Origin of the sequence: Pseudoalteromonas mucoides (assembly GCF_049257175.1) — a bacterium.
Taxonomy (GTDB): Bacteria; Pseudomonadota; Gammaproteobacteria; order Enterobacterales; family Alteromonadaceae; genus Pseudoalteromonas.
In genome coordinates this window covers 74190-95249 of record NZ_JBMMUC010000012.1, presented here as the reverse complement: position 1 = coordinate 95249, position 21060 = coordinate 74190, and the positions used below count along the sequence as shown (strand labels likewise).

Below are 21060 nucleotides of genomic sequence, written 5' to 3'. Positions count from 1 at the left end.
TTTAATTCGTTCACACGGCTCTCTTTTTATCTATTACTTGCTCACAGTGCTGTGCAACATGCGCTGTGGCATCCAGTATGGCGAGTGTTTTTGCACGCTTCGCCATCTGATCAATTAATTCAGGTTTTGCTAAAAATGGGCGCAACATATCTACAATAGCGTCTTGTTTAAATTGCCATTGTGGCATTAATAAAGCGGCTTCAGCGCTTACCAAAAATTGAGCATTAGCAGTCTGATGATCGTCAACAGCATGAGGAAATGGCACAAATAACGCCATTTTTCCTGCCGCTGCTATTTCACTCACAGTTAACGCCCCTGCTCGGCAAATAACAATATCTGCCCAGCCATAAGCGGTGTCCATGTCATCAATAAATTCAGCCGCTCTTATTTGCTCAGTATTAAAATTTTGCTCTGTGTAAGCCTCTGTAACCGCACCTAAATGCCCTTTACCCGTTTGATGCCAAATATTTAGCTCGCACATATGAGATAATTGCTTAAAGGTTGAAGGTAGTGTGCTATTTAGTACCTGAGCTCCTAATGAACCACCTACAACTAAAATATTGATAGGACTGGTAGCATTGCGAACAGCTACCTGCGTTACACTTTGACGAACAGGGTTACCGACAACCTCACTCTGACCAGTCGCAAATGCACTGGGAAATGCAGCCAGTACTTTATTAGCAAATTTTGCCAACCACTTATTACTCATCCCAGCGACCGCATTTTGCTCATGGATAACCAAAGGTATACCTAAGCTTTTTGCTGCAATACCAGTTGGTCCTGTGACATAGCCTCCCATGGCTAATACTACATCGGGGCGCTGTTGTTTAAGTACCTTACGTGCTTGCAAGATGGCATTCATTACCATAAAAGGTGCTTTAATTAAGCGCTTTAAGCCATTACCACGCACCCCTTTAACATCGATAAAATCAATCTCAATATTATGCTTAGGTACAACCTGCGCTTCCATTCTATCCGCAGTACCAATCCAGCTTACTTGCCAACCTTGTTGTGCTAAATGTTGTGCTACAGCTATACCTGGAAAGATATGCCCGCCCGTACCACCGGCAACGACGACTAATTTTTTGCTCATCGCTTACCTCCTCGGGATGTTGCTTGTTTGGTTGCCATTTTTGTTTCAAAATCAACGCGGAATAAAATCCCTGCGGCAATGGTCATAATCAATAAACTGGAACCACCATAAGAGACAAATGGCAAGGTAAGCCCTTTGGTTGGTAAAATACCGGCACTGGCGCCTACATTAACCATCGTTTGAAAGGCAAACCAAATACCTATCGCTAATGAAAAGTACCCTTCATATTCTTTGCCACATTTAAGTGCTTGTTGCCCAATTAAAAGAGCACGAAAAACTAAAATGCAGAACACCATTAAAATACTTAATACGCCAATAAAGCCAAGCTCTTCGCCTATTACAGCAAAAATGAAATCGTTGTGTGCTTCTGGCAGGTATTGTAATTTTTGTACGCTATTGCCAAGCCCTTGACCAAACCAACCACCTTGACCATAAGCCATTAATGATTGTACCAGCTGGTAACCTTTACCAAATGGGTCATCCCATGGCTCTAAAAAGCCAACTACACGTGCCATGCGATAAGGCTCAACAATAATGAGTAATACCACTAAACCTATACCCGTTAAGATCAATGCAAAAAACTGCCAAAGTTTAGCGCCCGCTAAAAATAACAGGCCAACGGTGGTCACAAACATAACCACTACAGTCCCTAAATCCGGCTGTAGTAAAATTAACAGTGCGTATACTGCAAATACCGCAATAGGCTTAGCAAAACCTTTGATGTTCTCTTGCACTTCAGCACGCTTGCGCACCAGGTAACCGGCGATATAACTAAAGAAGAACAGTTTTGCTGCTTCTGCTACTTGAAAACCAATAGGGCCTATGGGGATCCAACGTTTAGCACCGTTCACTTCGCGGCCAACAATTAACACAATGACTAATAGCATCATGCCCAATAATAATAAATATGGGTTTGAACGCTTCCACCAGTCCATTGGCATACTGCACGCTATCCAAAATAGTGCAAAGCTCATGGCTAAAAACATACTATGGCGAATAGTGATATGGTAAGGATTATCAAATAAACGCTCAGCGGTAGGCATTGAGGCGCTGGTTACCATGACAAAACCAACACCAATAAGCATGATCACACAATAAAGCAAAGGCACATCATAAAGCTGAGCCGACTGCTTAGGTGTAAGCGCTTCTCGAATATCTGTCAGTGCTATCATTGCTCACCCGCCCTAACGCACTCGCTAAAATGATCGCCACGTTGCATGTAGTTGTTATACATGTCAATACTGGCACACGCTGGTGCTAGCAGCACATAATCACCGGTTTCAGCCAATGTTTTAGCCAGATTTACCGCCTGTGGCATGTTTTCTGTCAAACGGCCTTTATCACTCAGTGCCACAAGTGCATTCGCATCTTTACCAAAACAAATCAGTGCTTTAACTTTATCTTGCAAATAAGGCTTTAGCGCATCTAAATCTGCACCTTTGGCATCTCCGCCAGCAATAACAATAAGTTGCTTTGCTTGCTCTGAAAGACTATCTATTGCGGCAATTGTAGCCCCTACATTCGTTGCTTTTGAGTCATTAAAGTATTTAACTCCATCTTGCTCAGCAACAAACTGACAACGATGAGCAAGTCCTTTAAATGCAGAAAATGCCTTAGCAAATTGCTCAACTGGCACCTCAAAAGGTTGCAATAACGCCATAACTGATAACGCATTGAGTTGATTATGACTGCCCACAACACCTAGCTTGCTCACAGGTAAAACGGCTTTACCATAAGCTGTAAAATACGGCTCGCCATTGCATGTTGATATACAATAATCTGCGTTTGATAAACCAAAGCTCACTTGCGGATTAATATCGCAATGTGTCGCCACATCACTTTTGTTAACCACAGCTAAAGCAGCATGACTATAAATTGTTTGTTTTGAGTCTATGTAAGCTTGGTAATTAGCATAACGATCAAGGTGATCTTCTGATACGTTCAATACTGTGGCGCTAATAGGTTTTAAGCTTTTAGTGGTGTCTAATTGAAAACTCGAAAGCTCCAGCACAAACACATCAAAATCGTCGGCAAGTAAATCAAGTACCGCAGTGCCAATATTGCCACCTAACCCCACTTTGAACCCAGCCGTTTTGAGCACATCAAAGGCAAGTGTCACCACGGTTGATTTACCATTTGAGCCTGTAACCGCAATCACTGGTTTATCGTTAAGTCGGGCAAATAATTCAATATCACCTATTACTTCAACACCCGCAGCAATTGCCTCAGCCACAACAGGTGTCGATAAGCTAAGCCCTGGACTGATAATAATAATATCTTGAGTGTTGAGTTCAGCATTATTTAAATCACCAAACTGAGTATTAAGCTGTGGGGCATACTGGTTTAACCAATCTATTCCCGGGGGAGACTGGCGACTATCAGCAATGGTTGGCGTAATATTATGAGACAATAGAAAACGCACAATGCCCAGACCGGTCACACCGAGCCCGAGCACTGTTATGCGTTTGTTTTGTATCTCGTTTAAATAGCTCATTTACCTGATCTTTAACGTTACTAAGCCTGCCAACACAAGTACGATTGATATAATCCAAAAACGTACAATTACTCTAGGCTCAGGCCAACCTTTTAATTCGTAATGATGGTGAATAGGCGCCATTCTAAAGATTCGCTGACCGCGAAGTTTGTATGAGCCCACTTGTAAGATTACTGACAAAGCTTCCATTACGAACACGCCGCCCATGATCACTAATACCAACTCTTGACGAACCAATACGGCAATAATACCCAGAGCGCCACCAAGTGCGAGGGAACCTACATCCCCCATAAATACTTGCGCTGGATAAGTGTTAAACCATAAAAATCCAAGCCCAGCACCGACAATCGCAGTACATACAACAACTAACTCACTGGCCAGCGGTAAATGCGGAATATGTAAATAAGCTGAGAAATTAACGTTACCGGTTAAATACGCAATAATTGCCAAGGCCGCCGCCACTAAAATGGTTGGTACAATTGCCAAGCCATCAAGACCATCGGTTAAATTCACCGCATTCGATGTGCCTACAACCACAAAGTAAGTCATTACGATATAAAACAAACCTAATTGCGGTAATACATCTTTAAAAAATGGTACTACAAGCGAGGTTTCATTAGCGTGATTGGCAGTGAAAAACAATGCACAGGCAACAACTAACGCGATAACTGATTGCCAAAAGTACTTCCATTTAGCTATCAAGCCTTTAGGGTCTTTTCGAATTACTTTTCGATAATCATCCACAAAGCCAACAATACCCAATGAACCAATTACAAATAAAGTTGCCCATACATATTTATTTGCTAAATCTGCCCACAACAATGTACTGGTAAATATTGACGCTAAAATAAGTAAGCCCCCCATCGTTGGGGTGCCTTTTTTCGATAGGTGGGATTCTGGTCCGTCATTGCGTACTACTTGGCCAATTTGCATTTTTTGCAAGCCACGTATTAGCTTAGGGCCAAAATATAACGAAATTAATAACGCCGTTAAAATACCAAATACGGCGCGAACCGTTAGGTATGAAAATACATTAAATGCACTGTAATATTGAGTTAAATATTCTGCCAGCCAAACTAACATCTAGGTACTCCATTGCTGCCAACTTGCTGGCTGTTAACTAAATCTTGTACGAGTAATTCCATTCGAGAACTGCGCGATCCTTTCACGACTATGGTGGTTTTTTGTGATTTGTCAGTTAACCCAGCTTCTAATTGCTGTAGTAATTGGTCACGACTAGAGAAATGTCTATTTGGTTTTTCAAATTCATCACTGGCATACTTACTCAGCACACCTAAGGTGTAAAGTTCATCGATGCCTTTATTTTTTGCGTATTCACCTACTTGCTGATGGTACATACGAGCTTCTTCACCAAGCTCCCCCATGTCACCAAAGGCTAATATGCGCTGTCCTTCAATATCACTCAGTAAGTCAATGGCTGCTTTTACAGATTCAACATTTGCATTATAAGTGTCATCTATTACAGTCAACGTGTCGCTCACGTTGATTATATTAACGCGCCCTTGCACTTCGCCCATAGTAGCAAGTGCGACAGCTGCGTTTTCAATACTGACACCAAACTCGCTGGTTAATGCAACAGCAATTAATGCGTTCATCACATTATGACGCCCTGGTAAAGCCAGCTTAACGGGCACTCGGTGTGTGTTATTACAAATATAAAATGACGCGTGAGCATGTGCATCAAGGGAAATGTCTTCAGCCCATACATCTAGCTGCTGCGAGCTGGATATACGTTTAATATTATTTTGCGCTAGTTTATCTAACCATTGTTGGCTAAATTCACTATCACAATTAACAATAGCGACACCATTTGGCTTTAAGCCATCATATATTTCGCCTTTGGCAGTAGCGACACCTTCAAGTGAGCCAAACCCTTCTATATGTGCAGCTGCAACATTGCATACCACAGCTACATCTGGTTTTGTCATCGCTGCAGTATAAGCAATTTCACCGAGGTGGTTTGCACCTAACTCGATAACTGCATATTGGTGTTGTGGCTCTAACCTAAGTAAAGTTAATGGCACACCTATATCGTTATTAAAATTACCTTTAGTAGCAAGTACTTCGCCGTGCGATGAAAGAATGGCCGCGCACATTTCTTTCACTGTGGTTTTACCGACACTACCGGTAATAGCGATGGTCTTTGGAGCAACAGTTGCCATTACTGCCGCACCAACTTCACCTAAGGCTAAACGAGTATCTGCCACTAAAAATTGAGGAATATCTACATCAACTTTACGGTGGACAATCGCCGCGATTGCGCCTTTACTTTTTGCTTGTTTGACGAATTTGTGGCCATCAAAATTAGGCCCTTGTAGCGCTAAGAACACCTCACCTGCACACAAGGTACGGGTGTCGGTGTTTATGTTTTTTATTATTTGATTGCCACGTGGGCTATCAGTTGCCAGCACACTCGCTAGCCAATCAAAATCCATAGGGATCATAACTGCGATCCTCTTATTTGTTCTTTTAAGTAGTGTTGTACAAATTTGCGGTCACAAAAATCAATTTTTTGCGACCCTATAATTTGATAATCTTCATGCCCTTTGCCAGCGATTAAAACCACTTCATTATCTTTAGCATTATCAATAGCAAATGCGATTGCTGCGCTACGATCCGATTCTAAGTGTGCTGCTTGCGGTTTATCTAAGCCTGCCGCGACGTCTGACATGATCTGTTCAGGGTCTTCACTACGAGGATTATCGCTAGTTACAATCACTTTATTCGCATACTGCTCAGCAGCCTTAGCCATCATCGGGCGCTTACCCTTATCACGGTCACCACCACAACCAAATACACAACTTACACCACCTGGCACATGTTGTTGTAATGCTTGTAATGCCAGTGCTAAGGCATCTGGTGTATGTGCATAGTCAACAATACATGTTGGTTTATTTGCTGCACTAAAAGCCTGCATACGCCCTGCGACAGGTTGCAAGCTTGCACAGCCTGCTGCCAAGTTTTGTAGTGGAAAACCAAGCCCCAATAAGGTGGCAAACGCAGCAGTTAAATTATATAAATTAAACTCACCAAACAATGGGCATTCTATAGCGATATCGCCCCAACTTGTCGTTAACTGTGCCGAAATACCTGATTTGTGATAGTTTACATCGGTAAAGTACACAAACCTAGCGCCTTTGGGCACTAAATTTTTGCGGCCATAGCATATTAAGTTATTGAAATCGTATTGCTCTAACCACTGCTGCACTTGATTATCATCTTGATTTAAGATGACTAATTCGGCCTCAAAGTCTCGCATTAGCATTAACTTAGCATCAGCATAACTTGCCATATCACCGTGATAATCTAAATGATCACGAGATAAGTTAGTAAATACAGCTGCTTTGAATTGGCTACCAGTAACACGGTGTTGCACTAGTCCATGAGATGATACTTCCATGGCCACGAGCTGTTTTTGCTCTGTCACCAATTCAGATAAAATACGTTGTAAATCAACACACGAAGGCGTGGTATTGATAAGTGGTGTTAGCTGCTCAGGTGCGCCGTACCCTAAGGTGCCAATAATCGCTGCGGGCTTTACACAGTAATTTGCTAAATGAGCAATCATCGCTGTGGTTGTGGATTTACCATTGGTGCCAGTAACACCAATTAAATCGAGCTGTTTACTAGGCTTTTGATAAAAATGATTAGCAAGTACAGGAAGTTTTTTATCTAAATCCGAAGAAAGATATAATTGCTCAAAATCGCTATCAAATTCACACAATCGATCTGCAATAACCGCCACCGCGCCATTGTCAATTGCTTGCTTTATAAAATGACCACCATCTAATTGGTGACCTTTAATGGCAACAAATACATCACCAGGTTTTACCTCACGACTATCAAGTCGCAACTCATTAACCACTAGGCTGGTTGCATCAATCTCAATATGTTTTAGCATCGCTTTTAAATCACGCACCATCGTCTTCACCCTTTACGTATGCCATTGCATCTTTATCTGGCGCTACGTTTAAAATTCTTAGTGAGTTAGAGATTATCTCGGCAAATGCAGGTCCTGCTGTTGCACCGCCATAATAAACATCTCCACCGGGCTCATTGATCAATACCACCACAGCTAAACGTGGATTACTTGCTGGCGCCAAGCCTGCAAAATAGCCAACATATTCATCGCCATAACCACCCACAGCGGCTTTTTTAGAGGTACCTGTTTTTCCTGCTGCACGATAACCATCAACCTTTACGCGCCTAGCTGTACCGCCTTCATCAAATACGCTTTCCATCATATGAACCACAGCTTCAACATCTTGCTGCTGAAAGATTCGTTCACCTTCAGGAATGCCATCTTGTTTTAAGATAGTGAGTGGGCGATTCACACCACCAGCACCTAACATCGCATAAAACCGCGCCATTTGAGCAGTACTTACGGCAAGATTATAGCCAAACGATAGTGCTGCAATTTCATGATCAGACCAACGACGGTTTGGATAAAATAGCCCACTACTCTCGCCAACCATACCTGTACCACTGTCACTACCAAAGCCTACTTTTTGATATAAACCTACAAAGTAATCTTTAGGAACTGTTTGGCTTATTTTGGTCACGCCCATATTGCTTGAGTATTTTAAAATCTCACGCAGAGTCATTTCACCATGGTTACGCGTATCTTGTACTAAGCTGCCGCCTAAACGCATCCAGCCTGGGTAAGTATCGACCTTGTCATCCGGTTGGATTGTGCCGTAGTCTAATCCAGCCAAAATGGCTAGAGGCTTAACAGTTGAGCCCGGTTCAAACAAATCGGTTATCGCGCGGTTACGACGTTTATGTGGGGCAGCATCATTTAAGTTGTTCGGATTAAATGAAGGGCTGTTGACCATTGCTAGTACTTCGCCGGTTTTAACATCAACCACCATGGCAGAGCCCGAAGTGGCTTTATAAGTTAACACCGCTGATTTAACAGCTTTATAAGCAATAGCTTGAATACGTTGATCTATACTTAATTGGATATTTTCAGGCTCTACGCGTTCACGTTCGTCAAGCACTTCTACTTCACGGCCTCTAGCATCTTTACGAATAGTGCGCCGGCCTTCTTCACCTGTAAGCGCATTTTCGTACAGTTTTTCGATACCTTCAATTCCTTTACCATCAATATTGGTAAAGCCAAGAACATGGGCTGTTACTTCGCCAGCTGGGTAGTAACGTTTTGACTCATCCAGTAAGTGAATACCAGGGAGACGTAAGTCTCCTATGTAATTAGCTACAGCAGGTGTAACCTGACGCTTTAGATAGACAAAGCGACGGCTAGCATCATTACGTAAACGGCTGTCGATTTTGTTCGGCTCAATCCGTAACACATCAGCGAGTTCTCGCCAACGAAGATCGTTTTGATAGTATTGTGCCACTCGTTGTTCAAGTAAAGGGGTGTTCTGTGCTAATGCTTTATGATCTTCACCATTTCTACGAGCTTGTTTTAATACTTTAGATACCAGGGATTTATGTAGTGCTTTTGGATCAGCATACACGCTTACAACTGGAACACTTACAGCAAGTTCTTTGCCGTGACGGTCAAATATCATTCCGCGTTGAACATGTAGTTTTTCAACTCGTACTGTCCGCTTGTTACTTTCTGAGCGCGCTTTATCTGGCTCAATAACTTGTAAATAAGCTGCCCGCGCTACCAAAGTAACAAAGACAAGCAGCACAACAGAACACACCAACATAAAGCGCCACGTGATCAAACTATTGACTGGTTTCTTCCCTTTACTTCTCATGGCAGTATTATCACCTGTTCATCTTGGCTAGTAGGCCGTTTCATCTCAAGTTGCATAGTGGCAATTTCTTCAATGCGCGCATGCTGTGAATAAAATTCTTCTTCTACGAGTAAATAACGCCATTCAAGATCAAGCTCATCCCGCTCTTGCAGCAGTTGATCTTGCTCAATTAACTCTTGGCGAGCTAAATGGGTAATTTGCACCACGCTCAAACTTGATGCGAATATCACAACCAACAAGGCCGAGGTTAGCTTATTTGCTCCTAGGCCTTTGATAATCTCTAAAAATAAATTGGGCTGACGATGATTCGCTTTTGCCTTCATCCCAACCTCTGCGCAACCCTAAGTACTGAACTACGCGAACGTGGATTACGTTCAATTTCACCTTTGCTTGGCTTAATAGCTTTACCCACTGCTTTTAACGTTAGGTCTTTATTTATTTGTGCTTCAGTTAAAGGCAGACCTCTGGGTAATGCTGCTCCCTTACTCTGTTTTTTAATGAACTGTTTAACAATGCGATCTTCAAGCGAGTGAAATGAAATAACAACGAGTCGCCCGCCTGGTTTTAATACATTGATCGCAGCTTGCAGTGCTGTTTGAATCTCTTCAAGTTCACTATTGATATAGATACGAATTGCTTGGAATGTTCGAGTCGCAGGGTGCTTAAACTTATCTTTTACTGGCACCGCTTCATCAACTAAATCAGCTAACTGCTTAGTCGTAGTGATGGGTGTGTGTTCACGAACCTCTAATACCTTGTGCGCAATACGCCGACCGAACTTTTCTTCACCGTAGGTTTTGATCACATGGGTGATATCTTCAAGCTCAGCTTCTGCGAGCCACTGCGCCGCACTTCGTCCAGATGTGGGATCCATTCGCATATCGAGTGGGCCGTCTTTCATAAAGCTAAACCCACGTTCCGCGTCATCAAGTTGCGGTGAAGACACCCCAATATCTAATAAAATACCGTCTACTTTGCCTAACAGATCGTTTTGCTGTGCAACATCGTATATATTTGAAAAACGCGTATGAGCAATGGAAAAACGGCTGTCATTTGCAAATTTTTCAGCTGCTTTAATTGCCTGAGGATCTTGATCTATCGCTTGCAACCGGCCTTGTTCACCTAAACGCGCTAAAATTTGTCCTGAGTGTCCACCACGACCAAACGTACCATCCACGTATATACCGTCTGGCTTAATAGCAAGGGCATCGATGGTTTCGTCCATTAGCACGGATATGTGTTCAAATTGCGCTGTCATTAGTTAGTTTTTGCCTTTTTATTTCGCTGATCAGAGAGAAAAATTATCTAAATCAGGGCTGGATTCAAATTCACCGAGTCGTTCTATTTCGGTATCTTGGCGCATTTGTTCATGCCAACGCTCTTCATCCCAGATCTCAAATTTATTCATTAAACCGACCAACATTATTTTTTTACCTAAATCTGCATGCGCACGAAGTGACGGTGCAAGTAAGATTCGGCCATTTTTGTCTAGTTGGTATTCTGTCGCGTTACCTAACAACATACGCTGCATGCGTCGGGCGCGTGGGTTCATATTAGAAACTTTAGCTAAGCGCTCTTCAATATCTTGCCATTGCGCAAGTGGATACAACCACAGACAAGGCTCATTCAGAGCAATAGTACAAATCACCGTACCTAAGTCTTCAGACAGCAGAGTATCTCGGTACTTGGTCGGTACCGCAAAACGTCCTTTGTCATCCATACTGAGCGAACTCGCACCGCGAAACATAAAAGCCTATTTAAATTAGTTACTAATCCATTTAGATTAAGTTTGATCCAATTTGATCCACTAAAAACCACTTTTTACCACAGTGCTCCAGTTTAGGGCTTGACAAGCCATTTTGTCAAGTCGGCAAAATCCTATAATTCGTTGTTCAAGCCAGAAAAAATAAGGGCTTGCGCAAAGCTACTGAATTACGTGGGAAAAAGTGGAAAACACAGAAAAATATTTTTTTCGCTGTTATTTGCTCTGTTCTGTAAATTAAACTGCTTAATGAATGAACAATGAATAGTTACAAAAACAGAGCACAGTAGCCCTTCTGAATTCTGTCGTTGTAAAATTTACTCAATAGATCTGAAATTGTTACGCCACCCCCTCCAATGAAGAAGAGTTTTGTTTTTATTTTTTTATTAACAGGCTGAATTTTATGACTTTTAAATATTGGTATGAAGACTGCAACATTCATAACACACCAAGTTTCATTATTTAAGGAAGGAATTCTATGACTACTGCAACAACTAATACCAACACTAACACCTCTGCAAACAGCAAAGTTGATCCTAAAACGTCACATGCTGAAGCCCCTTTTACTGATAAAGCAACATCTGCTGCTCACAATGCTGTTGATGCTCTTTCAACACGTGCTGCGACAGCAGAACAAAGCATCCGTGAGGGCGCTAACAGCTCAGCTGAAACCCTTTCAGAAAAACAGCAAATTGCTCGAGAGAAGTTGAATCAATACAGCGGTAAAACCCGTAAGTTTGCTTCTGAGAACCCGCTTGCTACGGCTGGTATTGCTTTTGCCGCAGGTATGTTAGTTTCAGCACTTGTTCGTAATAAGTAATAATCATTATGGAACAGTCTACCAACACTGGTAAGAATGAACATCAAACCACTGAGTCTGCATCGCAAGGTGCAGATCAGTGGCAAGATCATCTTGCTAAGCTTTCTCAGTACGGTGAGCAAATTTATCAAGATTACCGCCAACAAGCGGGCATTTGTAAGAAAGTTGCCGCTGCAGAATGGCGCTTATCAACCCGCTCACTCGCGCTTACTATTATATTATTAGTCAGCTTTGCTGGCGGTCTTGTTTTATTGTGGGCCGGACTTTTAGCAGCAATTGGATTAGCGATTTTTGCTGCAACTCAATCCACATGGTTAACTGCAGTTTTATTGATAACCATGCAGCTACTTTGTTTAGCATGGCTTTGGAAAAATATTAATCATGTAAGCAGTAAAATTGGTTTTGATAAAACGTCTCGTAGTATCAAACAACTACTTAATGTAAGCGAAGATTAAATTACTTAGCGGAGTCATAGCATGCTAATAGATTATTTTATTCATAAACCCCAAAGCAAGGTCGACCAACTCAGTACCGAAATGGATACCTTAGATGAATTAAAACGCCAACATCAACAAGCATTTAAATACAGGTTAAAACGCTTTACCGTCTCTAAGGCAGGTTTAGCCAGTGCCTTCACGGCAGGCGCAGGTTACCACGCTTTAAAATCGAATGAGAACTCAACTGGTGTTATCAGTACTGTGGGTAAATTCACTTGGCTTTTGCGCTTACTGTAATAATTAAAGCCCCAATAGAGCAAAACTGATTACGACATGATAAATCAAAGAAATCTTTAACCCATAAATCCGAGTGCGCGATCAACTTATGCTTGTCTAAATGCATAGATTTCCAACAGATATATTTTTACTAATATTCTCTTATAGTTAAATAAAAATGCCTCATACTTTAATCACACCCTTTAAAAAGCCCTGTGAATAAAACAGTTTATTACATTCGGTTACACCAAAAGTGCTATAACCTTATTAAAAGCATGGTTTTTTAATGATTTATTGACTACAATTTGGTCCAAATGTTAAGAGTAAAGAGTGTCGTCATTTTATCATCATCATTACAAGAGCGTCTTTATCGTTTATTCGTCTTATTAAGCTTACCCGGCGTTGTAGTAATTCTATTTAGTCTTTGGCATGCAAAAGAAAATGTGCTCAAAGAAAGCCGTTTGCAAGCATTAGCTATTGCAGAACAGTTAGCGGCGCAACAAACAAGCTTACTCGATGAGATTGAACATTTTACTGTAGAGCTTGCACAACTAGACGCTTTTACGGCTCCGTTACAGTCTGGTTGTCCGCCTTACCTCGAAAAAATACAGTCTCTTAATCCTGAAATTGCAAATATCGGTATTATTAACCTTAAGGGTCAACCGCAATGTTTACTAAGCGGAATGAATAAAGATATCAATATCTCAGATCGCCAGTACTACATCAACGCACTCGAAACTCAAAGTTTTGCTATAGGTTTTTTTCAAAAAGATCGAAGTTTAGGTACACATACAGTCAATTTCGCATACCCGCTGCTCGACACTCAACAGACCCCATATGGCGCAGTCGTTACTGTAATCACTTTAGATTGGTGGAGTAAAAAGCTAGCCAACTTTCGCTTACCTGATGGAGCTATAGCCGTTATCACCGATAACCACAACCGTATTGTTGCTAATTCAAATCATGATAGTGACATGTTTGGTCAAAGCATAAACCAGTATGGATTTAGCGATAGCACTTCAGGTGTGAGTAACATTGTTGATTTTAAAAACAAAAGCTATGTAATTCATAGTCAGCAAATGTATAGGGATAACGTTAATAATTCACTTAATGTTTATGTTGCTATTCCTTTTAACGCGCCAATAGGTAAAGCGAATCAATTATTTTTTAATACTCTGCTCGCTTTTATCCTGATGATAGTTCTACTTTGCATTTTTGCCCGTATACAATTAAAACAAGTCGTATTAACCCCCTTAGCACGCTTAACTACAGCAATACAAGACCTTGCAAAAGGTGATTTACCCAAACAATTTAGTCTTAAAAGTGAAGAGCTTAATAATTTATATAAACATTTTGAATATATGGCTCAAACTCGTTTAGCTTCTGAAGCACACATAAAACGGCAGCACGACGAGCTTAACGGCTTATTAAGTGCTCTACCCGATATTTATATTCGTATCAATATCCATGGTAATGTACTTAATTTAGGAGGCCAATCCTCTAAGCTAAATAGCCCTTTGAAAGTGCGAGAAAAATTGCATTTACGAGATCTGCTTGATGAAGAAGCTAGTAAGCAAATACTAAAAAAATTACCCACACAAAATGATACTGCACAATTTGAGGTAGTTCAAAGTACCCCTAGTACTAAGCATATATACGAAGTCAGGATCAGCGCTAAACAAACCAGTAATGAATACACTATTGTATTACAAGATATCAGCCAGAGAAAAAAAGCCGAACATGCCTCAAATTTAGCCTCTTTAGTTTACGCTAATAGTAGTGAGGGCATGGTTATTACCGATCCTAATGCAATTATATTAGATGTTAATCCCGCATTTTGTGATTTAACCCAGTATCGTAAAGATGAAGTATTAGGGAAGCCAATATCAATTCTTAGTTCAGGCAATCACAAAAAAGTCTTTTATAAAAAAATGTGGCAAGCAATAGAAGAAACAGGCCGCTGGCAAGGAGAAGTCATCAACCGACGTAAAAATGGCGAGCTATTTACCGAATGGTTAACCATAGACACTGTTTATGATGAACATTACCAACCTCATCGTAGGGTTGCTATTTTTACTGATATTACAGAGAAAAAAGAAGCCGATGAACTTATTTGGCATCAAACCCACTTTGATCATTTAACGAACTTGCCCAACAGAATTGAATTAAAAGAGCGTTTAAATCAACGTTTAGCTAGCAACGTTAGCGTAAATGAACCTCTGGTGGTCATGTTACTTGATCTTGATCACTTTAAAGATATTAATGACACCCTAGGACATTTTTATGGTGATAAGCTTTTAAAATTAATCGCTCAAAGGTTACTCGATAGCATCAGCGATATTGAGTTTATTGCCCGTATTGGTGGTGATGAGTTTGTTATAGTACATTCCAAATTGATCAGCGAAGAGCACATTAAAAAAGTTGCCCAAGATGTACTTGATGCCATGTCAGCATCCTTTAAATTAGAAGGTGAAGAAGTTTATATTGCAGCAAGTATCGGTATTGCTATTGCTCCTAATGATGGAGATAGCTGTGAACAATTACTTAAAGCAGCCGATCAAGCAATGTTTCAAGCTAAACAAAATGGCCGTAATTGTTATAAGTTTTTCAATGTAGATTTACGAGAGCAAGCGCAAGCTAGAATGGCTCTATTAAAGGATATGCGCCACGGCATAGAACGACAAGAGTTTGACTTGTATTACCAGCCAATTGTAAGTCTTGATACCGGTAAAACACATAAAGCCGAAGCCCTTATACGCTGGCAACACCCAAGTAAGGGCCTAATAAGCCCCGTGCAATTCATACCTTTAGCTGAAGAGTCTCGATACATAAATCCATTGGGTCAATTTGTTTTTACTACCGCAATAGACACGCTAAAAACGTTGAGATCACAAATCGATAAGGATTTTCAATTAAGTATTAACGTATCACCCGTGCAATTTAGTTGTTTAGATAGCGGCATTGATGAATGGCCTGAACTATTAAAGAGTGCTGATTTACCACTTAGTGCCATAGTGGCTGAAATAACTGAAGGATTAATGATCACACCTGAGCCGCTTACTCAAAAACGTCTTAAAACGTTAGAACGCTCAGGAATGGAGCTTGCACTTGATGACTTTGGCACGGGTTATTCATCCCTTGCTTACTTACAGCAAATGGATGCTGACTATCTAAAAATTGATAAATGCTTTGTTGATAACATAAAAGTAGGTAATCAAGAGCTTGCCCTATGCAAAGCAATTATTACAATGGCTCATCAATTTAACTTAAAAGTTATTGCAGAGGGTATCGAAACCCAAGAGCAACACCACTTATTACTCGAACTTGGGTGCGACTACGGCCAAGGTTACTTATTTTCTAAGCCACTTCCAAAAGCTGAGTTCTTAACACTGCTAAATAACTAACTTGCTAACTTTAGTGATCTTCATCGTCTATTTGTTGCTGCTTACTCGTTAGTTCGTCAGCAACAAAAGCACCACGCTCACCGCGTTTTTTTGCTTTACCTTTGGTACTATCTTGCATGGTTTGTTGCTCAATACTGGCATTTAATGCAGCACCAAAAATGATGATGTATGCACTTAAATACAACCACATGAGCATAATTACCACCCCACCTATTGAACCATACGTTTCATTATATGAAGCGAATGTAGCAACATAAAATGAGAAACCAAGTGACGCAACAATCCATAATATAGTTGCCAATAATGAACCTGGTGTCACCCATCGCCATTTAGCTGCTCGCCTGTGGGGCGCGTAACGATATAGGCAAGCCAACGCAAAATTAAAAATAAATGCGAGCAGCGGCCAAGATATCAATTGAATAATGAGATCAATACTTTGAGTAAAGCCAACTAAATTAAGTACAATCGGCAAAATACCAATAATAAGTAACGCTGCAACAGCAACTGTAACTGCACCGACTGAAAAAATAAATCGAAAGAGTAGAGCTATAAAAAACTGACGCTTATTATCTTCATGATAAGTAATGTTACATGCAGTGATCAGCGCTTGACTGCCTTTACTGCTACTCCAAACCGCTAATAATACAGTACTTAAAGCACTAAAACTTAATGATGCTTGTGACTTTTGACTCACCGCAGTGACTTGCTCAAGTACTATTTCACTGGTGCTTGGTGGTAACAAGGTGATGAATTTACTCAATAGAGCCGATATATCAGCTGGTGACGCAAAATAAGCATAAACAGAAACTAAAGCTGCAATTGCCGGAAAAATAGCAAGTAATGCATAAAACGCCACACCCGCGGCAACAAAAGATAAATTATCTTGAGCAAGGCTTGTATAAACGCGCTTACAAACACTCCACCAACCCCGCAATGGGATTTCATTTGGCTTGTTAGCTTGATAACCATATTGACTTTGTGGCATTTGAGAACTCTGAATTATCGTTATGTAATCTTTTAGATATAGCAATCAGCTTGCCAATACAGTATGGCCTTCGTCTTGCATTAAGAAACTGAGATGGAGAGTGTAGAACGCATCAGGAAAAAGCCATGTATAATTTTTTTAGCAATATAAATCAATACGCTAGCACTTTAGCTAGTAATGAAAAAATACTACCAAACGAGCAAACATGGCAGTTAACTCTTGCAAGTGTTAACTCTCAAGTCATGCAGTTTTTACATGCTGCTGGGCAAATGCTACCCGCATTAATATTAGGTGTACTCGCGATTATTGGTTGCTATTTTCTTGCTCGACCACTCTCTTACTTACTCATTAAACCTCTGGGGTATGTTAGTGAAAGTCGCTTATTACATGTCGTAACTAGGCGCTTTATTAGCATATTAATTATATTATTTGGCGTATATTTATTTCTTCGCTTAGCGGGGCTGACCCAATTTGCTGTGGCCGTAATGAGTGGTACTGGCTTACTAGGTTTGATACTTGGTTTTGCTTTTAGAGACATTGCCGAAAACTTTATTTCAAGTATGCTCTTGAGTGTACAAAGGCCATTCAAAATAGATGATGTAATAGAGGTAAACGGTCATCTTGGCGTAGTAAAAAAGGTAACTGCCCGTGCCACCACTCTGGTTGATTTTGATGGTAATCATATCCAGATACCAAATGCGAATGTATATAAAAATGTTATTAAAAACTTAACCGCCAACCCGAAAATGCGTGGTCATTTCACCTTAGGTATTGGCTATGATAATGATATTAAAGCGGCTCAACGACTTGCATTAAATATTCTGAACAAACAAGCGCCGGTTTTGAGTGAACCTGCCCCACAAGTACTTATTAACGACTTAGGCTCAGCCACTGTTAACTTCACTATTTATTTTTGGGTTAACAGTGAACAGCACAGCGTATTAAAAGTTGCATCACAACAAATGCGAGAGTTGGTCAATAACTTCACTGAGCAAGGTATTAGCATGCCCGACGATGCGCGTGAGCGTGTACTCGTAAATAGCCAAGGCGATGATATTTATCCTACGCTCGATCATGATGAAAAGTCAGCTCTTAAAGCCAAAAGAGCTAACAGAGTCGATACACCGATTCACCAAGATGACGACACAAATATTGATGATGTCAGTAGTGATACAGATGAAATTAGAGAGCAAGCAGAAGAGTCTCGTGACCCCGAGCAAGGTAATAATATAATTTAGGGTAAATTTAAGGGAGCATGTTTGCTCCCTTTATATATTTAGTAAATGAGTTTATACCCAAGCCACTTTAAGATGCGAGTTTCAGTTGGAATTAAAAGCGATTTAGGCAAGGCATTGATTGCAAGTAATAGTGGTTCTATTGTTAAAATCAATAACGCAGTATAAATCGCTTTTAAACCAACCCCTTGGGCGTTTCACAGGCACTTATTCTCATCGTTGTTACTTCTTAAAAGGGACTGCCATTCTTGCAAAGTAACGCCTTGATATTAAGCCCCTGTGAAACGCTGAATTCTGCACCTTGAGGTGGTTTGGGTATAATAACCCGATTTAAATAGGTGAACCTGGTGGTATTGGTAACACTTTAAAGTTATCTGGCCACTGCCCAGATGCTAAAAACAGCTTAACTTGCTCCGCTAAATATTGCTTAAAGGCGCTTTCACCAATACTGACACTGCTAAGCAGTGAACCTTGTTGGAAGTCTTTACTAAGCTTAACTAAATAATAACGCAGCTGTGCTTGAACTTCTGGAGCAACACTATTACTGGCTACCAAGTCAGCAAACTGTTTCGCCGTTAATAGTTGCACACGCTGGTTAATTTTAGCGGCCATTGGCGTTTCATTACTCGCTGTAAACACTTGCTCATATACTTGTGCAAGCATTTCATCAAGACTGAAAAACGCATTACTGCGCGCTTGCTGTTGAGCTAACCGATTTAACCGTTGGCCATTTAGCATAAGCGATAAACTATGCTGTGCTGCGACTTCCGGCAACGCCATAGCATCCAGTGTTAAACCAGTGCGACCAACAATACTCTCACGGTTTTTAGACTCACCGTAAGCCTTAGGTGGGATAAGAGCCAAAATACTTTCTGGTAAAACTAAGTTGTCAGCCTTTAACGTGCTAAGCATTGCTGTGAGTGCATGTTGTTGCACTTCTTTACTTACAACTTGCGCGCCTTTTATAGCGCCTTCACTACGTATTTCATAGTCATAATCAACACCTGCAATCAGCTTAACCGCAGATTCTACTTGGTAACGATGAAATAAATACAGCGGCACCAGCATTTCCTCAAGCTGCGACAGTGCAGTACCTGTTTTAATATTGTTAATACCAAAATTAGCTAATGCATGTTTGCGCACCTCAAGCACTCGGGTTAGCTCATCACTGGGTGAAGTGCCATTATCCCAAAGGTGAGCCGTTGGGTGTGCACCACCTTTTGCTCGTGCATCGCTGTCAGAGATAAACTCCAGCCCTTTGCTTTTGTTCTCGGCTAAAATAGCAGCCAGCTCTGTATCTTCGTCAAAACCAGTAAAATCGCTGTAGCCATATTTAATAACTTGAGTATCCCACTGCCCCATACCGTGCGCATAGCCACGGCTCACATCAAGCTCACCTTTATCATTAAAGCTTAATAATGGGTGAGGATAATCCATTACAGATGCTCTATCGGCCACTGATGCAGCAAAGTTGTGTGCAATCCCTAATGTATGACCAATCTCATGTGCACTTAATTGACGAATACGGTCAAGCGCCATTGCTTGTAAAGCTTTAGCTACTTCATTGCCCTCTAAATAAGGCGCAGCTAGAGCTTCAGCAATTAAAATATCTTGGCGCACACGTAGTGATCCCAAAGTAACGTGGCCTTTTAGAATTTCCCCTGTACGAGGGTCAATTACTGAGCTGCCATAAGACCAACCACGCGTAGCTCGATGCACCCATTGAATTACGTTATAACGGATATCCATAGGATCTGCGCTATCAGGCAATACTTTTACGATAAAGGCATTTTTGTAACCTGCCGCTGCAAATGCATCATTCCACCACTTGCCGCCTTCTAATAACGCTGTTTTTACTGGCTCTGGTACACCTGGATCTAAATAATAGATTATTGGTTCAACAGGCTCACTAATCGGCAATGACGGATCTTTTTTAGTAAGACGATGACGCGGAATATAACGCACTAACATAGAGTCACTTAATGAAGCTGCGTAATCTTTATGTTCAACACTCCAGTAACCAGATTGCGGATGAAACGCACGTGGTGTGTAGTTATCATCAGGTAGTTCAATTAACGAGTGATGCATATGTACAGTTAAAGCATATGGGTCAGCACTGACTTGGCGAATATATTTACCCGGCTTACTACCTTTAAAGGTAAGCACAGCTTCAAGCTCAGTATTTTTCATAAACGCTTTTGAACGCGGCATAAATACCGCACTGCGCTGCTCATCTAAACTAAAGCTACCTTGTTTACGAGCAGCCAGTGTGCGGCTAACACCGTGAACGTCACTTAATAAATAAGGTGTGTAGTCAATTAATAGCGCTTTGGGGCTTTTAGCAACCACTTTAAAGCCTGCTAAAATACTCGACGCAAAGGCTTCTTGAATACTTTTTTGTTCAGCTTTATTACTGGTATTTGCGCGGTAATATGTATTAATTGCTCTGAGCATCACTTTGTCGCCAAAGTGCTCAAACTGCACCAGGTGAGTATTGCCTAATTGGCCACGATCAAGACCTATATCATTCGAACCAACACCATAAGGTAAGCTTTGCTGTAATAAAAACTGTTGCTCTAATTTGTCTACCTTTAAGTAGACTTTGCCATTTTCGGTATCGTAAAAGAATGAAAAATAGCCAGGAAAATGATTCATTTGTGAAGTAAAATCATTTATAGACTTAATTGCTGCGTGCGCTTGGGTTATCATAGTTAGCAACACAGTAAAGAGTATGTAACGTATCAGTGGTATTTTTTGCATAATCTTATCTTTGTTATTCGCGTTTTAAATAAGTTTAAAGGTGA

The 21060-nt window shown here is 40.9% G+C and carries 17 protein-coding genes; 5 read left to right on the top strand and 12 right to left on the bottom strand.

Annotation, left to right across the window (positions count from 1 at the left end; all coding sequences use genetic code 11):
- Window positions 1–10: 10 nt before the first annotated feature.
- From murG to mraZ, 10 genes are read right to left on the bottom strand one after another with little or no spacing between them, the layout of a single operon-like run.
- Window positions 11–1093 carry an undecaprenyldiphospho-muramoylpentapeptide beta-N-acetylglucosaminyltransferase gene (gene murG / locus AAEU30_RS14075; protein ID WP_421961027.1) on the bottom strand — a complete coding sequence of 361 codons (1083 nt, stop codon included), beginning with the start codon at window positions 1091–1093 and terminating at the stop codon, window positions 11–13.
- On the bottom strand, window positions 1090–2265 hold the full coding sequence (gene ftsW / locus AAEU30_RS14070; RefSeq protein WP_421961026.1) for a cell division protein FtsW: 1176 nt from the start codon (window positions 2263–2265) through the stop codon (window positions 1090–1092). The genes murG and ftsW overlap by 4 nt, the downstream gene beginning before the upstream one ends.
- Window positions 2262–3587: a UDP-N-acetylmuramoyl-L-alanine--D-glutamate ligase gene (murD, locus tag AAEU30_RS14065; RefSeq protein ID WP_421961025.1), complete on the bottom strand. Its 1326-nt coding sequence runs from the start codon at window positions 3585–3587 to the stop codon at window positions 2262–2264. The genes ftsW and murD overlap by 4 nt, the downstream gene beginning before the upstream one ends.
- Entirely contained in the window at window positions 3588–4670 is a 1083-nt protein-coding gene (gene mraY, locus AAEU30_RS14060; RefSeq protein ID WP_087531102.1) for a phospho-N-acetylmuramoyl-pentapeptide-transferase, read from the bottom strand.
- Window positions 4664–6052, bottom strand: coding sequence for a UDP-N-acetylmuramoyl-tripeptide--D-alanyl-D-alanine ligase (locus tag AAEU30_RS14055; RefSeq protein WP_421961024.1), 1389 nt, complete (start codon window positions 6050–6052; stop codon window positions 4664–4666). The genes mraY and AAEU30_RS14055 overlap by 7 nt, the downstream gene beginning before the upstream one ends.
- Entirely contained in the window at window positions 6049–7527 is a 1479-nt protein-coding gene (gene murE / locus AAEU30_RS14050) for a UDP-N-acetylmuramoyl-L-alanyl-D-glutamate--2,6-diaminopimelate ligase (RefSeq protein ID WP_421961092.1), read from the bottom strand. Before murE ends, AAEU30_RS14055 begins: the two co-directional genes overlap by 4 nt.
- The gene (locus AAEU30_RS14045; RefSeq protein ID WP_421961023.1) at window positions 7520–9337 is read right to left on the bottom strand and encodes a penicillin-binding transpeptidase domain-containing protein; all 1818 of its coding nucleotides are present in this window, start codon (window positions 9335–9337) and stop codon (window positions 7520–7522) included. The genes murE and AAEU30_RS14045 overlap by 8 nt, the downstream gene beginning before the upstream one ends.
- Complete coding sequence (gene ftsL, locus AAEU30_RS14040; RefSeq protein WP_290210468.1) at window positions 9334–9660, bottom strand: cell division protein FtsL; 327 nt, start codon at window positions 9658–9660, stop codon at window positions 9334–9336. The genes AAEU30_RS14045 and ftsL overlap by 4 nt, the downstream gene beginning before the upstream one ends.
- The gene (rsmH, locus tag AAEU30_RS14035; protein ID WP_421961022.1) at window positions 9657–10595 is read right to left on the bottom strand and encodes a 16S rRNA (cytosine(1402)-N(4))-methyltransferase RsmH; all 939 of its coding nucleotides are present in this window, start codon (window positions 10593–10595) and stop codon (window positions 9657–9659) included. The genes ftsL and rsmH overlap by 4 nt, the downstream gene beginning before the upstream one ends.
- Window positions 10596–10625: 30 nt before the next feature.
- A complete protein-coding gene (gene mraZ, locus AAEU30_RS14030; RefSeq protein WP_421961021.1) occupies window positions 10626–11084 on the bottom strand; it encodes a division/cell wall cluster transcriptional repressor MraZ in 459 nt (152 codons plus the stop codon).
- A 493-nt stretch (window positions 11085–11577) separates the two neighbouring features.
- Here mraZ and AAEU30_RS14025 point away from each other — a divergent pair, with 493 nt between their 5' ends.
- The 4 genes from AAEU30_RS14025 to AAEU30_RS14010 all read left to right on the top strand — a co-directional run bounded on the left by AAEU30_RS14025 (window position 11578) and on the right by AAEU30_RS14010 (window position 16036).
- Window positions 11578–11919: a DUF883 domain-containing protein gene (locus AAEU30_RS14025; RefSeq protein WP_421961020.1), complete on the top strand. Its 342-nt coding sequence runs from the start codon at window positions 11578–11580 to the stop codon at window positions 11917–11919.
- A gap of 8 nt (window positions 11920–11927) precedes the next feature.
- Window positions 11928–12374 carry a hypothetical protein gene (locus AAEU30_RS14020; protein WP_421961019.1) on the top strand — a complete coding sequence of 149 codons (447 nt, stop codon included), beginning with the start codon at window positions 11928–11930 and terminating at the stop codon, window positions 12372–12374.
- A gap of 21 nt (window positions 12375–12395) precedes the next feature.
- Window positions 12396–12653 (top strand): hypothetical protein, encoded by a 258-nt coding sequence (locus AAEU30_RS14015; protein WP_421961018.1) that lies wholly within the window; start codon window positions 12396–12398, stop codon window positions 12651–12653.
- Between the two features lie 293 nt (window positions 12654–12946).
- A complete protein-coding gene (locus tag AAEU30_RS14010; RefSeq protein ID WP_421961017.1) occupies window positions 12947–16036 on the top strand; it encodes a bifunctional diguanylate cyclase/phosphodiesterase in 3090 nt (1029 codons plus the stop codon).
- 10 nt (window positions 16037–16046) lie between these two features.
- On the opposite strand, the gene AAEU30_RS14005 is transcribed toward AAEU30_RS14010, so the two are convergent.
- Complete coding sequence (locus tag AAEU30_RS14005; RefSeq protein ID WP_421961016.1) at window positions 16047–17021, bottom strand: YihY/virulence factor BrkB family protein; 975 nt, start codon at window positions 17019–17021, stop codon at window positions 16047–16049.
- A gap of 125 nt (window positions 17022–17146) precedes the next feature.
- On the opposite strand from AAEU30_RS14005, the gene AAEU30_RS14000 reads away from it, so the two are divergent.
- The gene (locus tag AAEU30_RS14000; protein WP_421961015.1) at window positions 17147–18259 is read left to right on the top strand and encodes a mechanosensitive ion channel family protein; all 1113 of its coding nucleotides are present in this window, start codon (window positions 17147–17149) and stop codon (window positions 18257–18259) included.
- A gap of 327 nt (window positions 18260–18586) precedes the next feature.
- On the opposite strand, the gene AAEU30_RS13995 is transcribed toward AAEU30_RS14000, so the two are convergent.
- Window positions 18587–21016: a zinc-dependent metalloprotease gene (locus AAEU30_RS13995; RefSeq protein WP_421961014.1), complete on the bottom strand. Its 2430-nt coding sequence runs from the start codon at window positions 21014–21016 to the stop codon at window positions 18587–18589.
- Between the last annotated feature and the right edge of the window lie 44 nt (window positions 21017–21060).

Excerpts from the sequence above, each read along its gene's own strand:
- murG (WP_421961027.1), bottom strand. The coding sequence starts at position 1,093 with ATGAGCAAAAAATTAGTCGTCGTTGCCGGTGGTACGGGCGGGCATATC.
- ftsW (WP_421961026.1), bottom strand. The coding sequence starts at position 2,265 with ATGATAGCACTGACAGATATTCGAGAAGCGCTTACACCTAAGCAGTCG.
- murD (WP_421961025.1), bottom strand. The coding sequence starts at position 3,587 with ATGAGCTATTTAAACGAGATACAAAACAAACGCATAACAGTGCTCGGG.
- mraY (WP_087531102.1), bottom strand. The coding sequence starts at position 4,670 with ATGTTAGTTTGGCTGGCAGAATATTTAACTCAATATTACAGTGCATTT.
- AAEU30_RS14055 (WP_421961024.1), bottom strand. The coding sequence starts at position 6,052 with ATGATCCCTATGGATTTTGATTGGCTAGCGAGTGTGCTGGCAACTGAT.
- AAEU30_RS14045 (WP_421961023.1), bottom strand. The coding sequence starts at position 9,337 with ATGAGAAGTAAAGGGAAGAAACCAGTCAATAGTTTGATCACGTGGCGC.
- ftsL (WP_290210468.1), bottom strand. The coding sequence starts at position 9,660 with ATGAAGGCAAAAGCGAATCATCGTCAGCCCAATTTATTTTTAGAGATT.
- rsmH (WP_421961022.1), bottom strand. The coding sequence starts at position 10,595 with ATGACAGCGCAATTTGAACACATATCCGTGCTAATGGACGAAACCATC.
- mraZ (WP_421961021.1), bottom strand. The coding sequence starts at position 11,084 with ATGTTTCGCGGTGCGAGTTCGCTCAGTATGGATGACAAAGGACGTTTT.
- AAEU30_RS14025 (WP_421961020.1), top strand. The coding sequence starts at position 11,578 with ATGACTACTGCAACAACTAATACCAACACTAACACCTCTGCAAACAGC.
- AAEU30_RS14020 (WP_421961019.1), top strand. The coding sequence starts at position 11,928 with ATGGAACAGTCTACCAACACTGGTAAGAATGAACATCAAACCACTGAG.
- AAEU30_RS14015 (WP_421961018.1), top strand. The coding sequence starts at position 12,396 with ATGCTAATAGATTATTTTATTCATAAACCCCAAAGCAAGGTCGACCAA.
- AAEU30_RS14010 (WP_421961017.1), top strand. The coding sequence starts at position 12,947 with ATGTTAAGAGTAAAGAGTGTCGTCATTTTATCATCATCATTACAAGAG.
- AAEU30_RS14005 (WP_421961016.1), bottom strand. The coding sequence starts at position 17,021 with ATGCCACAAAGTCAATATGGTTATCAAGCTAACAAGCCAAATGAAATC.
- AAEU30_RS14000 (WP_421961015.1), top strand. The coding sequence starts at position 17,147 with ATGTATAATTTTTTTAGCAATATAAATCAATACGCTAGCACTTTAGCT.
- AAEU30_RS13995 (WP_421961014.1), bottom strand. The coding sequence starts at position 21,016 with ATGCAAAAAATACCACTGATACGTTACATACTCTTTACTGTGTTGCTA.